This is a genomic window from Mesorhizobium sp. P3_A2 (assembly GCF_056403115.1).
Map to the genome: position 1 here is coordinate 120,748 of NZ_JBFUGC010000008.1, position 16,960 is coordinate 137,707.

Consider the following 16,960-nt stretch of genomic DNA (forward strand, 5'->3'; position numbering starts at 1 on the left):
AACATCCCACCGATGATTGACCGGGCTGGCACCGTTAAACCTATCTTCACCAAGTTGCGGCACCGTCCAAACCCTGCGGCGATGTTTCGAGTACCGCTGCGCTAAGAGCGCACAGGCAACAGGCCCGCGCCTCCAGGAGGCGCGGGTTTTCCGTTTCTGGAGCAGGCGAGAAGGCTCAGGTCAGGAAATCAGCCCGGTGCGGGGTAAAACTGTCGACCAGCCGCCCGGCCTCCAGCGCCTTGACCCCGTGCACCAGGTTGGACGGCACGATGAAGCTGCCGCCGGTCTCGATTGTTTCAGTCCGGCCGTCGATGGTCACCTCGAAGCGGCCTTCGGCGACATAGCTGGCCTGGACATGCGAGTGCGAATGCAGCGCGCCGACGCCACCCTTGTCGAAGCCGAATTCGACCATCATCAGTTCGTCCGTATGCAGGAGAACGCGCCGCCTGTTTCCGTCCGGTGTCGGCGTCCAGGCGCTCTCGCCGGGATGGGCGAAAATCTTGGCTTCGGTCATTGTTGTCTCCTCATCGCGCCAGCCAGCCGCCGTCGACCGGAACCACCGCGCCATGCATATAGTCGGACGCCGGCGCCAGCAGAAAGACGGCGGCGTCGCCTATGTCTTCCGGCCCGCCCCAGCGACCGGCCGGGATGCGCGCCAGTATGGCCGCACTGCGGTCGGGATCGGCGCGCAGCGCCTCGGTGTTGTTGGTTTCGATATAGCCCGGCGCAATGGCGTTGACGTTGATGCCTTTTGCCGCCCATTCGCAGGCGAGCAGCTTTGTTATGCCGAGCGCGCCATGTTTCGACGCGGTATAGGATGCCACGCGGATGCCGCCCTGGAAACTCAGCACCGAGGCGATGTTGACAATCTTGCCGCGCCGGCCGGGGTCGGCCAGCACGCGCCTGGCAAAACCCTGGCTCAGAAAAAACAGCGTCTTCAGATTGACGTCGATGACGTCGTCCCAGTCGGCCTCAGTGAAATCGACCGCATCGGCGCGGCGGATGATGCCGGCATTGTTGACCAGGCCGTCGATCGGGCCGGTCTTTTCCCAGACCTGGTCGAGCATGGCTTTCGCGGCGGCATGATCGGAAAGATCGCTGTGCACGGCCTCGAACTGCCCGCCGGCCTCACTGACCTTTGTTTCCGTGTCGTCCATCGCCGAGCGGCCGACGCCGATGACGGTGCCGCCGGCGCGCGCGATCGAGATAGCGATGCCTTGGCCGATTCCGGTGTTGGCGCCGGTGACCAGGATGCGCCTGCCGGTGAGGCTGAAGGCGGAAGCGGCGCTCAACGCAATTCGCCCAGCGGCACCGGATCGACATCGGTGTAGTCGACATTGTCGCCGGCCATCGCCCAGATGAAGGCATAGTTGGAGGTGCCGGCGCCCGAATGGATCGACCAGCCCGGCGACAGCACCACCTCTTCGTTGGCCATCACCAGATGGCGGGTTTCGTCCGGCTCGCCCATGAAGTGAAAGACGCGCGCCGTCTCCGGCAGATCGAAATAGAGATAGGCCTCCATGCGCCGGTCGTGCACATGGCAAGGGATGGTGTTCCACACCGAGCCCGGCGCCAGTTGCGTCATGCCGACCACCAGCTGGCAGGTCTTGACGCCGTCGGCATGGATGAACTGGAAGATCGAACGCTCGTTGCAGGTCTCCTTGCTGCCGAGATCGAGCCGCTTGGCATCGCCGATGCGGATCAGCCGGTTCGGATAGGCGTGATGCGCCGGCGCGCTGAGCAGATAGAATTTGGCCGGCGTGCCCTTATCCGCCGAAGCGAACGACACATCGGTGCTGCCCATGCCGAGATAGAGCATGTCGCGCGGCTGCAATGGATGGGCCTCGCCGTTCGCTGTCACCGAGCCGGCGCCGCCGATGTTGACGATGATCAGCTCGCGGCGGTCGAGAAAATTCTTCGTTCCCGTCGGCTTGATCGCTTCCAGCGGCAGCGGCGCTGCCGCCGGCACGGCGCCGCCGACGATCATGCGGTCATAATGGGTATAGGTCAGGCTGACGCGCCCCGGCTGGAACAGGTCGTCGATATGGAAGTTGTGACGTAACTCGTCGGTTCCCATGGACGCCGCGGCTACCGGGTCGATGGCGAAACGCGAGGTGAAATCGGTATGCGGGTGACTTTGAGACATTACTGCTCCAGCTGATTCGTCTATTCGGTTTCCGCCGCCTTGACCGAGTCGGCATAAAACACCTGGCGGGCGTGCAGGCGCTCGCGGTAGCGCTGCTGGCTGGCGGTGAGATGGGCGCGCATCGCCTCGCGCGCGGCTTCGGCGTCACCCGACGTGATCGCGTTCAGGATCACCAGATGCTCGCGCTGCAGCCCGCGCTGATAGCTATCGGACTGCACCAGTTCGGTCGACCAGGGCGAGGTCACGTCGCAAGGAATGGCGCGGCGGCCAAGCACATCGAGCATCTCGACATAGAACGGGTTGTTGGTGGCGCTGGCGATTGCCCGGTGGAAGGCGAGATCGGCAGGGCCGGTCGGCTCGCTGTTGAGCAGCAGGCGCTCGAACTCGAAGAAGGCTTCCTGGATCGCCGCCTCCTGCGCGGCGTTGCGGCGGATGGCGGCGAGCCCGGCCGATTCGATTTCGACGGCCAGACGCACTTCGAGCACGTTGAGCGCGATGGAATCCTTGCTGCCCATGTCGGCGGCGAGCGCCCCGAACATCGTCGAGATGTGCTCGGTGACGAAAACGCCGGCGCCCTGGCGCGCCTCGACCAGGCCGTCGGCGGCAAGCTTGGCCAGTGCCTCGCGGATGACGGTGCGGCTGACGCCGAAAGTCTCGGTCAACTGTCCCTCGGTCGGCAATTTGTGGCCCGGCAGGATCTCGCCCGCATGCAGCTGCTTGCGGATGGCCGCGACGACGGTCTCCGACAGTTTGGGTTTTCTCTCGACCCTGAGATCAACAGCGCTATCCGATGCCATGTCGCACCCCTGTTTGAAGACGCCCTATTTGCCCTATTTGAAGACACTCGGCAGCCAGAGCGAGATCGCCGGAATATACGTCACCAGTCCCAGGACCACGATACCCGCGCCATAGAACGGCCAGATCGATCGCATCGCTTCCCACACCGTGATCTTTCCGACGGCGCAGGCAACGAACTGCACCGTGCCGACCGGCGGCGTGTTCAGCCCGATGCCGAGATTGAGGATGGTGATGACGCCGAAATGCACGGGGTCGACGCCGTAATGCGTGACCAGCGGCAGGAAGATCGGCGTGCAGATGATGATCATCGGCCCCATGTCCATGAAGGTGCCGAGCAGCAACATCAGGACGTTGAGCAGAAGCAGCACCACCAGCGGGTCGGTGGAGATGGCGTTCATCCCGGCGATCAGCAGCACCGGCACTTTGAGATAGGCCATCAGCCAGCTGAACGAGGCCGCCGTGCCGATGATCAAAAGCACCATCGAGGTCGTGCGCACCGCGCCCTTGGTGGCGTGGACGAAATCGCTCCAGGCCATCGAGCGGTAGACGAAGACGGTGACCAGCAAGGCGTAGATGATGGCGATGCAGGAGCTTTCCGTCGCCGTGAATATGCCCGAGCGAACGCCGCCGAAGATGATGCCGATGAGCAGAAGCCCGGGCACGGCGATCACCGCCAGCTGGCCGACGCGCGAGAAGCCGGGGAAGGCCTCGACCGGGTAGCCGCGGCTGCGGGCGACAAAATAGGCCGTGACCATCAGCGACGCGGCGAACAGCAGACCGGGCAGGATGCCGGCGGTGAACAGGTCGGCGATCGAAATCTTGCCGCCGCCGGCGATCGAATAGATGATCATGTTCTGCGACGGCGGCAAAAGCAGCGCGATCAGCGCCGCCATCGAGGTGACGTTGACAGCGTAGTCCGCGCCGTAGCCGCGCTCTTTCATCTGCGGGATCATCAGCCCGCCGACGGCGGCGGCTTCGGCCACCGCCGAGCCGGAAATGCCGCCGAACAATGTCGCGGCGATGATGTTGACCTGACCAAGCCCGCCCCTGACATGGCCGACCAGTGAGCCAGCAAAGGAGACGATGCGCTGCGCGATGCCGCCGCGCACCATCAGGTCGCCGGCGAAGATGAAGAACGGGATCGCCATCAGCGAGAACGCCGACATGCCTGATTTCAATTGCTGGAAGACCACCAGGGGCGGCAGGCCGAGATAGAGCACGGTGGCGAAAGATGCGGCACCCAGGCAAAACGCGATCGGCGTGCCTGCAAACATCAACAGCGTAAAGACGCCGAACAGGATCCAGAGTTCCATCTAGGCCTCCTGCACGGCCGGCATTTCCGGCACGTCTTCGAGATTGATGTCCTTGTCGATGTCGACGCCCGACCAGCGCAGCACGATGCGTTCTGCCGAGAACAGGCAGATCAAAACGCCGCCGGCGACCAGCGGCAGATAGTCGAAACCGCCGGGAAGTTCGAGCGCCGGAATGACGGTGTGCCAGGTCAGCCCGACCAGCTTGCAACCATACCAGACCATGCCGAAGCCAAAGCCGAACGCGATCAGGTCCGACAATGTGCGCAGCGCCCATTTGCTGCCCTTCGGCAGGATGTAGAGCAGCACGTCGAAGCCCATATGGTAGTTCTCGCGCACGCCGACCGCCGCGCCGAGGAAGATGAACCAGTTCATCAGCATGATGGCGGTGACTTCCGTCCAGCTCGGCGACGCGTTGAGCACGAAGCGGGAAAACACCTGGTAGGCGACGAGCGCGGTCATGACGACCATTCCGATACAGGCGAGATAGAGCGCGCCGTCGCAAATCTTCGAGAGCACCGCGCTGAAGCGCGGCGGCGCGCCGCTCCTGGCATTTCCCGCAGTCATCCGATCCTCCCGGCCTTCCGTTCCTGAAATGATTGGCGGGGCGGCGCTCTGCCGCCCCGCCAGGAGATTACTTGGTTGCCTGGATGCGCGCGGCGAGATCCTTGAGTTCCGGCGTCGACAGGTACTTGTCGTAAACCGGCTTCATCGCATCGATCAGCGGCTGCTTGTCGATCTCGCTGACCTTGACGCCGGCCTTCTCGACGATGTCGCGCGACTTCTTTTCCTGCGCGTCCCACAGCTCGCGCATCTTGACGACGCTGTCCTTGGCCGCCTGCTTGACGATCGCCTGGTCTTCCGGCGACAGCTTGTCCCAGCTCGGCTTCGCCATCACCAGCACTTCCGGTACGATCTGATGCTGGTCGACGGTGTAGTGCTTGGCGACCTCATAGTGCTTGGCCGATTCGAAGCTCGGCCAGTTGTTTTCGGCGCCGTCGATGACGCCGGTTTCGAGCGCCGAATAGACCTCGCCATAGGCCATCGGCGTGGCGTTGGCGCCGAGCGCATTGACCATGTCGACAAACACGTCAGACTGGATGACGCGGAACTTCATGCCCTTGAGGTCGGCGATCGAGGTGATGTCCTTCTTGGTGTTGTAGAAGGAGCGCGCGCCGGAATCGTAGAAGGCAAGGCCGACCAGATCATGCGCCTCGAAGGCCTTCAGGATCTCGTCGCCGATCGGCCCGTCCATGACATGGCGCATCTGGTCGACCGAGCGGAACATGTAGGGCAGCGACGGCACCGCGGTTTCCGGCACGATGCCGTTGAACGGGCCCATCGAGACGCGGTTCAAATCGATGACGCCGGTCTGCGTCTGCTCGATCGTGTCCTTCTCCTCGCCGAGTTGCGCCGAATGATAGACCTCGACCGAATAACGACCGGCGGTGCGCTCCTTGATCAGTTCGCCCATATATTTGACCGCCTCGACCGTCGGATATCCATCCGGATGGGTGTCGGCCGAGCGCAGCACGGTCTGGGCGTTGGCAACGCCGATCATCAGCGAACCGAAGGCGAATGTGGCCGCCGTCAGTTTTGAAAAATGCAACATGACTGTCTTCCTCCCTTTTGAAATTCACGACGCCAGCTCAGAGCCGGTACGCCTTCTTGGCAAGCGTGTAGGCAAGCTCCCGCGCCAGCTCATGCGCCTCGTCCCCCCGTAGCCGGTGCTCGGCGACGAGACGGGCGAGAAAGGCGCAGTCGACCCGGCGTGCCATATCGTGACGGGCGGGTATCGATGGAAAGGCGCGGGTGTCGTCATTGAAACCGACGGTGTTGTAGAAGCCGGCGGTCTCGGTGGTCATTTCGCGGAAGCGCCGCATGCCTTCCGGGCTGTCGTGGAACCACCAGGCAGGCCCGAGCTTCAGCGCCGGATAGACGCCGGCGAGCGGCGCCAGTTCGCGCGCATAGCTGGTCTCGTCGAGCGTGAACAGGATGATGGAGAGGTCGCGCTCCAGTCCTACGCAGTCGAGCAAAGGTTTGAGCGCCGCCGCATAATCGGTGCGGGTCGGGATATCGAAGCCTTTGTCGCGACCGAATTTTTGGAAAACACCAGGCGAATGATTGCGCCACGAGCCGGGATGGATCTGCATCACCAGCCCGTCGTCGCGGCTCATCTTGGCCATTTCGGTCAGCATCTGGGCGCGAAACAGTTTGCGCTCGCGCTCGTCGTCAGAGCCGCGGCGGATGCGGTTGAACAGCTCTTCCGATGCAGCGTCGGAAAGATTGGCGGTCTCGGCCGTCGGATGGCCATGGTCGGACGAGGTCGCACCGTACGTCTTGAAGAAGGCGCGGCGCTGGCGATGCGCATCGAGATAGCCGGCCCATGTGCCGGTATCGCAGCCGCTGACCTCGCCGAGACGGTCGAGGTTGCCTAAGAAGCCCTCGAAGTCTGGATCGACGACGGCATCCGGCCGGTAGGCGGTGACCACGCGGCCTTGCCAGCCGCTGTCGCGGATCGCCTTGTGCCATTGGAGATCGTCCAGCGCCCCGTCGGTCGTCGCAATGACCTCGATTTTGAACCGCTCGAACAGTGCACGCGGGCGATAGTCATCCTGCTTGAGCAGGCCAGCGATCGTGTCGTAGTGGCGGTCGGCGGTCTCAGCGCTGAGCGGCTCGTCTATGCCGAACAGATGCTCCAGCACATGGTCGAGCCAAAGCCGCGTCGGCGTGCCGCGGAAGAGGTAATAGTGCTCGGCAAAGCGCCGCCAGATCGCTCTTCCGTCAGTCTCGACCGGCGAACCGTCGAGGGTCGAGACGCCGAGATCCTCCAGCCGCACGCCCTGGCTGAACAGCATGCGGAAAATGTAGTGGTCGGGCACGACCAGCAATTGCGCCGGGTCCGGAAACGGCTCGTTGAGTGCATACCAGCGCGGATCGGTGTGGCCGTGCGGGCTGACGATTGGCAGGTCCTTGACCCCGGCATAGAGATCGCGCGCGATCGAAAGCGAGCGCCCTTCAGCGGCAAAAAGCAGATCCGGGTCGGTCAATCCTGCCACATCACTCCTCCCAAGGGCGCTATCGGTAGGATTGGGAAGAAGTAATGTCAACATACAAAAATTGGATTGTTGTATGATGACTTTTAGCCGACACCGGGTCATTGTGCGGCGAGAGAACGGATGTTACGCCGCTAGCCTCCCGACCGATCAATTCGAGCCCGACAAGCCAAACCATGACAACCAGACGCCTTTGCAACGAAACGGTGCAATCCTTGCCGGCCTCGGTTGCGATCCCGGCCTATGACCGCGCCGCCGTCGCCCCAGGCATCGTCCATCTCGGCGTCGGCGCCTTTCACCGCGCCCATCAGGCAGCCTATGTCGATGACTGCCTGGCGGCCGGCGAGACCGGCTGGGGCATCATCGGCGTGTCACTGCGCAGCCCCGACACACGTGATGCGCTGACGCCGCAGGATGGGCTCTACACGCTGGCGGTCAGGGATAGCGGCGGCGAAAAGCTCCAGGTCATCGGCTCTATCCAGTCGATGCTGGTGGCGCCGGAAGATCCCGGCGCGGTGCTCGCCGCGCTGACCGATCCGGGCACCCGCATCGTCACGCTGACCATCACCGAGAAAGCCTATTTGAGAGCAGCCGATGGCAGCCTCGACGCGACCCATGCCGAGATCGTGCACGATCTCGGCAATCCCGGATCGCCGAAGACCGCACATGGCTTCCTGGCTGAAGCGCTGGCACGCCGCCGTGCCGCCGGCACGCCGCCCTTCACCGTGCTGTGCTGTGATAATTTGCCGGCCAACGGCGCCACGCTGCACCGGCTGCTGATCGCGTTCGCCAAATTGCGCGACGCCCGGGTCGCTGCGTCGAGCGATACGCGACTCGCGAGCCATATCGCCGACGAGGTCGCGTTTCCCTCGAGCATGGTCGACCGCATCGTGCCGGCAACCACCGATGCCGATCGGGGGCGCATTGCCGGCGAACTCAGCGTCGCGGACGCCTGGCCGGTGATGACCGAGCCCTTCCGGCAATGGGTGATCGAAGACAGCTTTCCGGCCGGCCGGCCGGCCTGGGAAAAATTCGGCGTCACCATGGTCGAGGACGTCAGGCCATTCGAGGACATGAAGCTGAGGCTGCTTAACGGCGCCCATTCGGGCATCGCCTATCTCGGCCTGCTCGGTGGCCATGCCACCGTCGACCGTGCCTTCGCCGATCCCGCGATCCGTGCGTTCGTCGACCGGCTCTGGGCTGAAGCGATCCCGACCTTGCCTGGAGATGCCGGGCTCGACACATCAGCCTATACGGCAGAACTCGCCGAACGTTTCTCCAACACAGCACTCGCCCACCGCACGGCGCAGATCGCCAATGACGGCAGCCAGAAACTGCCGCAACGTATTGTCGCTTCCGCCATCGAACGCATCCAGTCCGGCCTGGTCCCGGAGCATCTGACTCTGGTGATCGCCGCCTGGATCGCGGCCTGCGAGGCGCGCGGCAAGGACCTGCCGGAAGCCCACTTCACCGACCCGCTCGACACAGCGCTGGCCGCGCTCGGCGACCAGCCGACGCTGGAACGGGTGGCGGCAGTGTTCGACCTCGCCGGCTTCGCCAGCGGCAAGCCCGAGAAGCAGGCGCTCATCGAACTGGTCGCCGCCCATTGCGTCCATATCCGGCAAGGCGGGGTCGCGCTTGCGCTCGCCGCGCGCGGCATACCGGGAAAAACAAAGTAAGCAGGGTCGCATCCACCAACCCTATTGTCCTGCCGGAGCGTCCAGCGCCTGCCGCGACGAATAGTCCGTGCCTTTCGAATTCCAGAACAATCGCACGGCCTTGCCGACCAGGTTGTCGAAAGGGATCGTCCCCATGCGAAAGCGGCTGTCATTGGAGTTGTCGCGATTGTCGCCCAGCATGAAATACTCGTTCTCCGGCACGGTCCACGCCATCGTATCATCCCCGACCGACCGATCCGTCAGACTGAGGGTCAGGTAAGAAACGCCATTTGGCAAAGTTTCTCGCTGCTCTTTGCCTGCCCCATCGTCCGATGAATAAGGACCAATGTCTTCCAGACCAACCGCTGCATCATTGATATGGAGCACGCCGCCGACCATTTGGATCTTGTCGCCGGGAAGACCAACGACCCGCTTGACGTAATCGATGTCGGGTTCGGACGGCGGCCTGAACAGGACGATATCGCCGCGCTTGGGCTCGGCGCCGAAGATCCGGCCCTCGAATGGCAGCAGCCCCAGAGGAACAGTGTAGCGGCCATAGCCATAGGCGAACTTGGAGGCAAAAAAGTAGTCGCCGTTCACCAGCGTCGGCACCATGCTGCCGGACGGCGTGGAAAAGGACTGGAACAGGAACGTGCGGGTGACGAGCGCGGCCACGATCGAGGCGTAAAACACCAGCACGAACACCGAAACCCCTCGCGCGTACCATTTGTCCGGCTTGAACCGGCCTGCGAAGGGGAGAACGATCGCTATCCACACGATCATCAGGCCGTAACCCGAGTAGGTGCCCACGGCAGCAAGATCCATGCCCGGTATCACCGGAAACCCGATGTAGCAGATCGCGATGGTGGCGCCGGTGATGACCAGCAGGCTGATCAAGGCCAGCCGGCCGGCGCCGATCCATAGGAAGCCGGCGAATGGGCCGCCGAACGCCGCTATCAACGCCGTCGTCCACAGGGATCGCGAGGCCTTTTCCGGTTGCGCTGCTTGTTCCGTCATCGGCCACCCCTCAATGCCTAGGCAGCCGGACTGTCCGACAAACAAAAACCTGAGGCAAGTCCCGCCTGACTGTGCCGCCACAGCCAAATCGCGGTTGCGCCCGACCCAAGAATTGTCTCTGGCTGGCGCCCTTTGCCGGCGCTATCGCCTAGTACCGACTCATCTCGCTCTGCCTGACGGCCGGCATGCCGCCGCCCGACTTGAAGCTGGCCACCGACCTGTTCGTGCTGCTGATGCTGGCGCTGCCCGCCCTGAAATCCCGCCACGGCCGTGCGCCTGTGCGCGCAACGATCCGGGGATGAAGGCCGCAACAAAAAAGCCGGGCTGAGCCCGGCTTTATCTTCAAGTCGTTCTGCGGCTTAGGCTGCCAGCAGTGCGCTTTCGAGCGTGGTGAGCTGAGCGAGGAACTGCTCGGCCTTGCTGCGGGACTGATCGTCCTTGGCATCGGCAGCGTCTTCCTTGGCGTCCTGGATGCGGCGGGCGAGATCGGCGCGATCGATGTCGCCGACGGCAACCGCCGATTCGGCGAGCAGCGTGCAGCCGGCCGGAACAATGTCGGCAAAGCCGCCGAACACCACATAGCGCTCTTCCTTGCCGCCGGCGGTCTTCACCGTGACGACGCCCGGCTTGATCGTGGTCATGACCGGTGCGTGATGCGCCATCACGGTCATCTCGCCTTCGGCGCCCGGAATGACGACAGCTTCGACCTGCTCGGAAACGAGCAGCCGCTCCGGCGAGACCAGTTCGAATTGGAAAGCTTCAGCCATGATCATTTTAGCGAGTAGGGAATAGTGAGTAGCGAGTAGGGAAAGAAGACCCGCTCAACCCATCAATCCCTATTCCGCTACTCCCTATTCGCTATTCGCTTCTTATGCCGCTTCAGCCGCGAGACGCTGTGCCTTCTCGACCGCTTCTTCGATGCCGCCGACCATGTAGAAGGCGGCTTCCGGCAGGTGATCGTAGTCGCCGTTGCAGAGGCCCTTGAAGCCCTTGATGGTGTCGGCGAGGTCGACCAGCTTGCCCGGCGAACCAGTGAACACTTCGGCGACGAAGAAGGGCTGCGACAGGAAGCGCTCGATCTTGCGGGCGCGGGCCACGGTCTGCTTGTCCTCTTCCGAGAGCTCGTCCATACCCAGGATGGCGATGATGTCCTGCAGCGACTTGTAGCGCTGAAGGATCGACTGCACCTGGCGGGCGACCTGGTAGTGCTCTTCACCGACAACCATCGGGTCGAGCATGCGCGAGGTCGAATCGAGCGGATCGACGGCCGGATAGATACCCTTTTCCGAGATCGCGCGGTTAAGCACGGTCGTCGCGTCAAGGTGGGCGAAGGAGGTCGCCGGCGCCGGATCGGTCAAATCGTCGGCGGGCACATAGATCGCCTGCACCGAGGTGATCGAGCCCTTGGTCGTCGTCGTGATGCGTTCCTGCAGCGCGCCCATGTCGGTAGCGAGCGTCGGCTGATAGCCCACGGCCGAAGGAATACGGCCGAGCAGCGCCGACACTTCCGAACCCGCCTGCGTGAAGCGGAAGATGTTGTCGACGAAGAACAGCACGTCCTGGCCCTGGTCGCGGAAATATTCAGCGACCGTCAGGCCGGTCAGGCCGACGCGGGCACGTGCGCCCGGCGGTTCGTTCATCTGGCCATAGACCAGTGCCGCCTTGGAGCCTTCGCCGCCGCCCTTCTTGTTGACGCCGGACTCGATGAACTCGTGATAGAGATCGTTGCCTTCGCGGGTGCGCTCGCCAACGCCGGCGAACACCGAGAAGCCGCCGTGAGCCTTGGCGACGTTGTTGATCAGTTCCTGGATCAGCACGGTCTTGCCGACGCCGGCGCCGCCGAACAGGCCGATCTTGCCGCCGCGGGCGTAGGGCGCCAGAAGATCGAGAACCTTGATGCCGGTGATCAGGATCTGCGCTTCCGTCGACTGTTCGACATAGGATGGAGCCGGCTGGTGAATGGCGCGCATTTCGATACCGTCGACCGGGCCTTCTTCGTCGACCGGCTCGCCGATGACGTTGATGATGCGGCCGAGCATGCCCGGGCCGACCGGCACGGTGATCGGCGCGCCGGTGTCATAGACGTCCTGACCGCGAACCAGACCTTCGGTGGAGTCCATCGCGATGCAGCGCACGGTGTTTTCACCGAGATGCTGGGCAACTTCGAGCACCAGGCGATTGCCGACATTGGTCGTCTCGATGGCGTTCAGAATGGCCGGCAGGTGATCGCCGAACTGGACGTCGACGACAGCGCCGATGACCTGGCGGACCTTGCCGACAACGCCGGTCTTCTTCACAACGGCGGCCGTCGTCTTCGCTGCCGTAGCCTTGGCCGGGGCCGCTGCCTTGGCGGGCGCAGCCGCCGTCTTGGCCGGAGCGGCCTTCGCCGCTGCTGCCGGAGCCTTTGCCGCCGCTTTGGGAGCTGCCGCCTTCGGGGTCGCTGCTTTCGCCATCGTCTTTACCCTTTTCGTCCTTTGTTTCTCACGCTCCACCACAAGGTCGATGACCTCCTGGCGGCCGCGCCTAGAGCGCCTCGGCGCCCGAAATGATTTCGATCAGTTCCTTGGTGATCTGCGCCTGCCGCTGGCGGTTGTAGGTGATCGACAGCTTGTTGATCATGTCGCCGGCATTGCGCGTCGCATTGTCCATGGCGCTCATCTTGGCGCCCATCTCACCGGCTGCGTTTTCGAGCAGCGCGCGGAAGACCTGGACCGAGATGTTGCGCGGAATGAGGTCGGTCAGGATTTCGCCCGGCTCCGGCTCGTATTCGTAGACGGCGTTGCCGCCGGCGGTCGCCTCGGCGGGAGCGGAAGCCACACCGGCGGGAATGATCTGCTGCGCCGTCGGGATCTGGCTGATCACCGACTTGAACTGCGAATAGAACAGCGTGCAGATGTCGAAGCCACCCTCGTTGAAGAGGTGGATGACCTTGCGGGCAATGGCGTCGGCATTGACGAAGCCGAGCGTTTTGACCTCGCGCAGATCGACGCGTTCGAGGATCATCGAACCATAGTCGCGGCGCAGGATGTCGAAACCCTTCTTGCCGACGCAGATGATCTTGACCTGCTTGCCGTCGGCCAACAGCCGGCGGATGTGGTCGCGGGCGAGACGCGCAATCTGCGAATTGAAGCCGCCGCACAGGCCGCGCTCAGCGGTGCAGACGACGAGCAGATGCACGTCGTCCTTGCCGGTGCCGGTCATCAGCGCCGGGGCATCGCCGCCGCCGCCGATCGCCTGGGTGATGTTGGCGAGCACCAAGCCCATGCGCTCCGAATAGGGGCGCGCGGCTTCCGCTGCTTCCTGCGCGCGGCGCAGCTTCGCCGCGGCGACCATCTGCATCGCCTTGGTGATCTTCTGCGTCGCCTTGACCGAGGCGATACGGTTACGAAGGTCTTTTAACGAAGGCATGCTTCAAACCTGATCCCGTCCGTCCGGCTTCTCAAGCGAAGGTCTTGGCGAAGGCATCGATCTCGGCCTTCAGCTTGGCGCGCAGATCGTCCGACAGCGCCTTCTCCTTGCGGATGCCGTCAAGCACGTCCTTGCCGGCCGAGCGCATGTGGCTGAGCAGGCCATGCTCGAACTTGCCGACCTGATTGATCGCCAGCTTGTCGAGGTAGCCGTTGACACCGGCGAAGATCACCGCGACCTGTTCCTCGACCTTGAGCGGCGAGAACTGCGGCTGCTTCAGGAGTTCGGTCAGACGCGAACCGCGATTGAGCAGGCGCTGCGTGGCGGCGTCGAGATCGGAGCCGAACTGCGCGAAGGCCGCCATTTCGCGGTACTGCGCGAGCTCGCCCTTGATCGAGCCGGCGACCTGCTTCATCGCCTTGATCTGCGCCGACGAACCGACGCGCGACACCGACAGACCGACGTTGACGGCCGGGCGAACGCCCTGGAAGAACAGATTGGTTTCGAGGAAGATCTGGCCGTCGGTGATCGAGATCACGTTGGTCGGGATGTAGGCCGAGACGTCGTTGGCCTGCGTCTCGATGATCGGCAGCGCGGTCAGCGAACCGCCGCCATTGTCGTCATTGAGCTTGGCGGCGCGCTCGAGCAGGCGCGAATGCAGGTAGAACACGTCGCCCGGATAGGCTTCGCGGCCCGGCGGGCGGCGCAGCAAGAGCGACATCTGGCGATAGGCGACGGCCTGCTTCGACAGATCGTCATAGCTGATCAGCGCGTGCATGCCGTTGTCGCGGAAATATTCGCCCATGGTGCAGGCGGTGAACGGCGCCAGGAACTGCATCGGCGCCGGATCGGAAGCGGTTGCGGCGACGATGATCGAATAGTCGAGCGCGCCGCGCTCTTCGAGCACCTTCACGAACTGCGCGACGGTCGAGCGCTTCTGGCCGATGGCGACATAGACGCAGTAGAGCTTTTCCTTCTCGGGTCCGTTGTCGTGCACGGCCTTCTGGTTGAGCATCGTATCGAGAATGATGGCGGTCTTGCCGGTCTGACGGTCACCGATGACCAGCTCGCGCTGGCCGCGGCCGACCGGGATCAGTGCATCGATAGCCTTGAGGCCGGTCGACATCGGCTCATTCACCGACTTGCGCGGGATGATGCCTGGCGCCTTGACGTCGACGCGCTTGCGTTCGGTCGCCTTGATCGGGCCCTTGCCGTCGATCGGGTTGCCGAGCGCGTCGACGACGCGGCCGAGCAGGCCCATGCCGACTGGCGCATCGACGATGGCGCCGGTGCGCTTGACGGTGTCGCCTTCCTTGATGTCGCGGTCGGCGCCGAAGATGACGACGCCGACATTGTCGGCTTCGAGGTTGAGCGCCATGCCGCGGATGCCGCCGGGGAATTCGACCATTTCGCCGGCCTGGACATTGTCGAGGCCGTAGACGCGGGCGATACCGTCACCGACGGACAGAACCTGTCCAACTTCGGAGACCTCGGCCTCCTTGCCGAAATTCTTGATCTGGTCTTTCAGAATTGCGGAAATTTCCGCGGCGCGGATGTCCATCAGCCGACCTCTTTCAGTGCAAGCTTGAGCGAATTGAGTTTGGTTTTGAGCGACGTATCGATCTGGCGCGAGCCCATCTTGACCACCAGCCCGCCGAGCAGCGACGGATCGACGGTGACGGCGATGGCCACGTCCTTACCGGCGACGCTTTTCAGCGCAGCCTTGAGTTCTGTCTGTTGCGCTGCCGTCAGTTCATGCGCCGAAGTGACCTCGGCAGCAGTCTCGCCGCGATGCTCGGCGGCGATCTGGCGGAACGCCTTGATCATGCCGGGTACCGCGAAGAGACGGCGGTTGCGGGCGACGACGCGCAGGAAATTGCCGGTGAGACCAGTGATGCCGGCCTTGTCGGCGATCGCCGCGATGGCCTTGGCCTGGTCCTCGCTGGAGAACACCGGGCTGTTGATGAGGCGGGTCAGGTCGGCGCTGCCGTCCAGCATCGTTGCGAAGCTGTTGAGGTCGGCCTCGACCTTGGCCACTGAATTGGACTGCAGTGCGAGTTCGAACAGCGAACCCGCGTAGCGTTCTGCGACACCTGAGATTGGCGATGACGATTGAGCCACGGACCGTCTTTTCTCTTGTCTGACAGGCCGCAGATTGTTGGCGCGAGCAAAAAACTCTGGCTAAATCTTTGACCTTACTAAGTTTTTCCAAGCACGAAGACGCGGCTTCCGCTATCCCCGGCCGAAAGTCGATTGCCGTCTAGCACAGGCATTTTAAGACCGCAATGCGTCGTTCCGCATGCTTTTCAGGCACTATTGTCGCATCCGGCGGCAGAGTTCAACCAAAGCCTTCGGATTGGCCGCCGATTCAGGGCAGAAAGCCGAAGACGAAGGCGAGCGGCAGCGCGGCCAGCACCAGCTCGACAATGATCGACGCCCAGTTGAAAGGCGTGTTGGCGCCGTCCGACATCATCGACAGCAAACGGCCGAAAGCGGTGAACAGCCAGGAGAAGCCGAGCGCCATATAGAGCCATGGCTGCGCCAAAAGAATGCAGCACAGGCTGACGCCGAGATAGAAGCCGGACATGCGGCCGCGCCCTTCGGCGATGGCCGCTGCCTTCTCCGGTCTGACCTGTAGCCTGAGGATGCGAAAGGCGAGCCCCGGGGCGAGGAAGAATATGAGGCCCAGCGCCAAGGTGACCACGGCGCTCGACCACGCCAGCCACTCGCCCTGGCTGGTTGGCCACGGAAACGCAAATTCCATCTTATCCCCTCGCAAATGGCTGTCTGAAATCACGGCCATTCTAGCGAAGGAAAGACTGTGCGCCAGATGGCGGTGGGCAGTTTAGCAACGGCGCATCAAGCGAGGGCGAACTCGACTGCGGCCTCGGCATGGATGCGCGTGGTGTCGAAAACCGGAATGTCGAAATCGCTTTGGCCGATCAGCATGGTGATCTCGGTGCAGCCCATGATGACGCCGTCAATCTTTTCGTCGCGCCGCAGGCGCGTGACTTCATCGACATAGGCCGCCTTTGATGGCACGCTGACGATGCCCTGGCAGAGTTCGTCATAGATCACGCGGTGCACCATGTCGCGCCCGGCTTGATCCGGCACCACCGGCTCGAGGCCATATTTGTCGGCCAGCCGTCCCTTGTAGAAATCCTGCTCCATGGTGAAGCGCGTCGCCAGCAGCGCCGGCCGCCTGACGCCGGCGCCCTTGACCGCCACTGCCGTGGCATCGGCAATGTGGATGAGCGGGATCGACACCGCCGCCTGCACATGGTCGGCGAGCTTGTGCATGGTGTTGGTGCAGATCAGCAGCCCTTCGGCGCCGCCCGTCTCCAGCTTGCGCGCGGCATCCGAAAGAAGCACGCCCGCGCCGTCCCAGTCGCCGTGATGCTGCCGCTCGGCGATTTCGGCGAAGTCGAAGGAATGGAGCAGCAGCTTGGCCGAATGCAACCCGCCCAACCGCTCGCGTACGATCTCGTTGAGCAAGCGATAGTAGATGGCGGTGGATTCCCAGCTCATGCCACCGATGAGGCCAAGGGTTTTCATGGCGTCTTCGCT

General features: G+C 63.3%; 17 protein-coding genes and 1 pseudogene. 2 read left to right on the plus strand and 16 right to left on the minus strand.

Translation table 11 applies throughout. The annotated features are described in order from the left end of the window. Positions 1-175: 175 nt before the first annotated feature. From AC1DXM_RS19345 to uxaC, 8 genes are all read right to left on the minus strand, one after another. Positions 176-514, minus strand: coding sequence for a cupin domain-containing protein (locus AC1DXM_RS19345; protein ID WP_477235244.1), 339 nt, complete (start codon positions 512-514; stop codon positions 176-178). 10 nt (positions 515-524) lie between these two features. After that, positions 525-1,292 carry a 2-dehydro-3-deoxy-D-gluconate 5-dehydrogenase KduD gene (gene kduD / locus AC1DXM_RS19350; RefSeq protein ID WP_477235246.1) on the minus strand — a complete coding sequence of 256 codons (768 nt, stop codon included), beginning with the start codon at positions 1,290-1,292 and terminating at the stop codon, positions 525-527. Beyond that, a complete protein-coding gene (gene kduI / locus AC1DXM_RS19355; protein ID WP_477235248.1) occupies positions 1,289-2,146 on the minus strand; it encodes a 5-dehydro-4-deoxy-D-glucuronate isomerase in 858 nt (285 codons plus the stop codon). The genes kduD and kduI overlap by 4 nt, the downstream gene beginning before the upstream one ends. A gap of 20 nt (positions 2,147-2,166) precedes the next feature. Continuing rightward, a complete protein-coding gene (locus AC1DXM_RS19360) occupies positions 2,167-2,943 on the minus strand; it encodes a FadR/GntR family transcriptional regulator (protein ID WP_477235250.1) in 777 nt (258 codons plus the stop codon). A 33-nt stretch (positions 2,944-2,976) separates the two neighbouring features. After that, positions 2,977-4,257 (minus strand): TRAP transporter large permease, encoded by a 1,281-nt coding sequence (locus AC1DXM_RS19365; protein WP_203280293.1) that lies wholly within the window; start codon positions 4,255-4,257, stop codon positions 2,977-2,979. Further along, a complete protein-coding gene (locus tag AC1DXM_RS19370) occupies positions 4,258-4,821 on the minus strand; it encodes a TRAP transporter small permease (protein WP_477235252.1) in 564 nt (187 codons plus the stop codon). Positions 4,822-4,888: 67 nt separating this feature from the next. Continuing rightward, a complete protein-coding gene (locus tag AC1DXM_RS19375) occupies positions 4,889-5,866 on the minus strand; it encodes a TRAP transporter substrate-binding protein (RefSeq protein ID WP_477235254.1) in 978 nt (325 codons plus the stop codon). Between the two features lie 37 nt (positions 5,867-5,903). Continuing rightward, entirely contained in the window at positions 5,904-7,313 is a 1,410-nt protein-coding gene (uxaC, locus tag AC1DXM_RS19380; protein WP_477235256.1) for a glucuronate isomerase, read from the minus strand. Between the two features lie 173 nt (positions 7,314-7,486). Here uxaC and AC1DXM_RS19385 point away from each other — a divergent pair, with 173 nt between their 5' ends. Next, positions 7,487-8,989, plus strand: a complete 1,503-nt coding sequence (locus AC1DXM_RS19385; protein WP_477235258.1) for a mannitol dehydrogenase family protein — start codon at positions 7,487-7,489, stop codon at positions 8,987-8,989. 21 nt (positions 8,990-9,010) lie between these two features. On the opposite strand, the gene lepB is transcribed toward AC1DXM_RS19385, so the two are convergent. Beyond that, positions 9,011-9,985, minus strand: a complete 975-nt coding sequence (lepB, locus tag AC1DXM_RS19390; RefSeq protein ID WP_477235260.1) for a signal peptidase I — start codon at positions 9,983-9,985, stop codon at positions 9,011-9,013. A 122-nt stretch (positions 9,986-10,107) separates the two neighbouring features. Between lepB and AC1DXM_RS19395 the strand changes: the two are divergent. Continuing rightward, a pseudogene (locus AC1DXM_RS19395) lies at positions 10,108-10,287 on the plus strand (ABC transporter permease); the annotation flags it as partial. 57 nt (positions 10,288-10,344) lie between these two features. On the opposite strand, the gene AC1DXM_RS19400 reads toward AC1DXM_RS19395, so the two are convergent. The 7 genes from AC1DXM_RS19400 to AC1DXM_RS19430 form a co-directional block, all read right to left on the minus strand. Continuing rightward, positions 10,345-10,752 carry a F0F1 ATP synthase subunit epsilon gene (locus tag AC1DXM_RS19400; protein ID WP_454572870.1) on the minus strand — a complete coding sequence of 136 codons (408 nt, stop codon included), beginning with the start codon at positions 10,750-10,752 and terminating at the stop codon, positions 10,345-10,347. A 102-nt stretch (positions 10,753-10,854) separates the two neighbouring features. Next, positions 10,855-12,438, minus strand: coding sequence for a F0F1 ATP synthase subunit beta (gene atpD, locus AC1DXM_RS19405; protein ID WP_477235263.1), 1,584 nt, complete (start codon positions 12,436-12,438; stop codon positions 10,855-10,857). Between the two features lie 70 nt (positions 12,439-12,508). After that, positions 12,509-13,393, minus strand: a complete 885-nt coding sequence (locus AC1DXM_RS19410) for a F0F1 ATP synthase subunit gamma (RefSeq protein WP_436262367.1) — start codon at positions 13,391-13,393, stop codon at positions 12,509-12,511. A gap of 31 nt (positions 13,394-13,424) precedes the next feature. Next, on the minus strand, positions 13,425-14,954 hold the full coding sequence (gene atpA, locus AC1DXM_RS19415; protein ID WP_023822025.1) for a F0F1 ATP synthase subunit alpha: 1,530 nt from the start codon (positions 14,952-14,954) through the stop codon (positions 13,425-13,427). After that, positions 14,954-15,514 carry a F0F1 ATP synthase subunit delta gene (locus tag AC1DXM_RS19420; protein ID WP_142869119.1) on the minus strand — a complete coding sequence of 187 codons (561 nt, stop codon included), beginning with the start codon at positions 15,512-15,514 and terminating at the stop codon, positions 14,954-14,956. The genes atpA and AC1DXM_RS19420 overlap by 1 nt, the downstream gene beginning before the upstream one ends. A 247-nt stretch (positions 15,515-15,761) precedes the next feature. Continuing rightward, positions 15,762-16,157, minus strand: coding sequence for an AGROH133_08824 family phage infection protein (locus tag AC1DXM_RS19425; protein ID WP_112559758.1), 396 nt, complete (start codon positions 16,155-16,157; stop codon positions 15,762-15,764). Between the two features lie 95 nt (positions 16,158-16,252). Further along, complete coding sequence (locus AC1DXM_RS19430; RefSeq protein WP_477235266.1) at positions 16,253-16,948, minus strand: aspartate/glutamate racemase family protein; 696 nt, start codon at positions 16,946-16,948, stop codon at positions 16,253-16,255. Between the last annotated feature and the right edge of the window lie 12 nt (positions 16,949-16,960).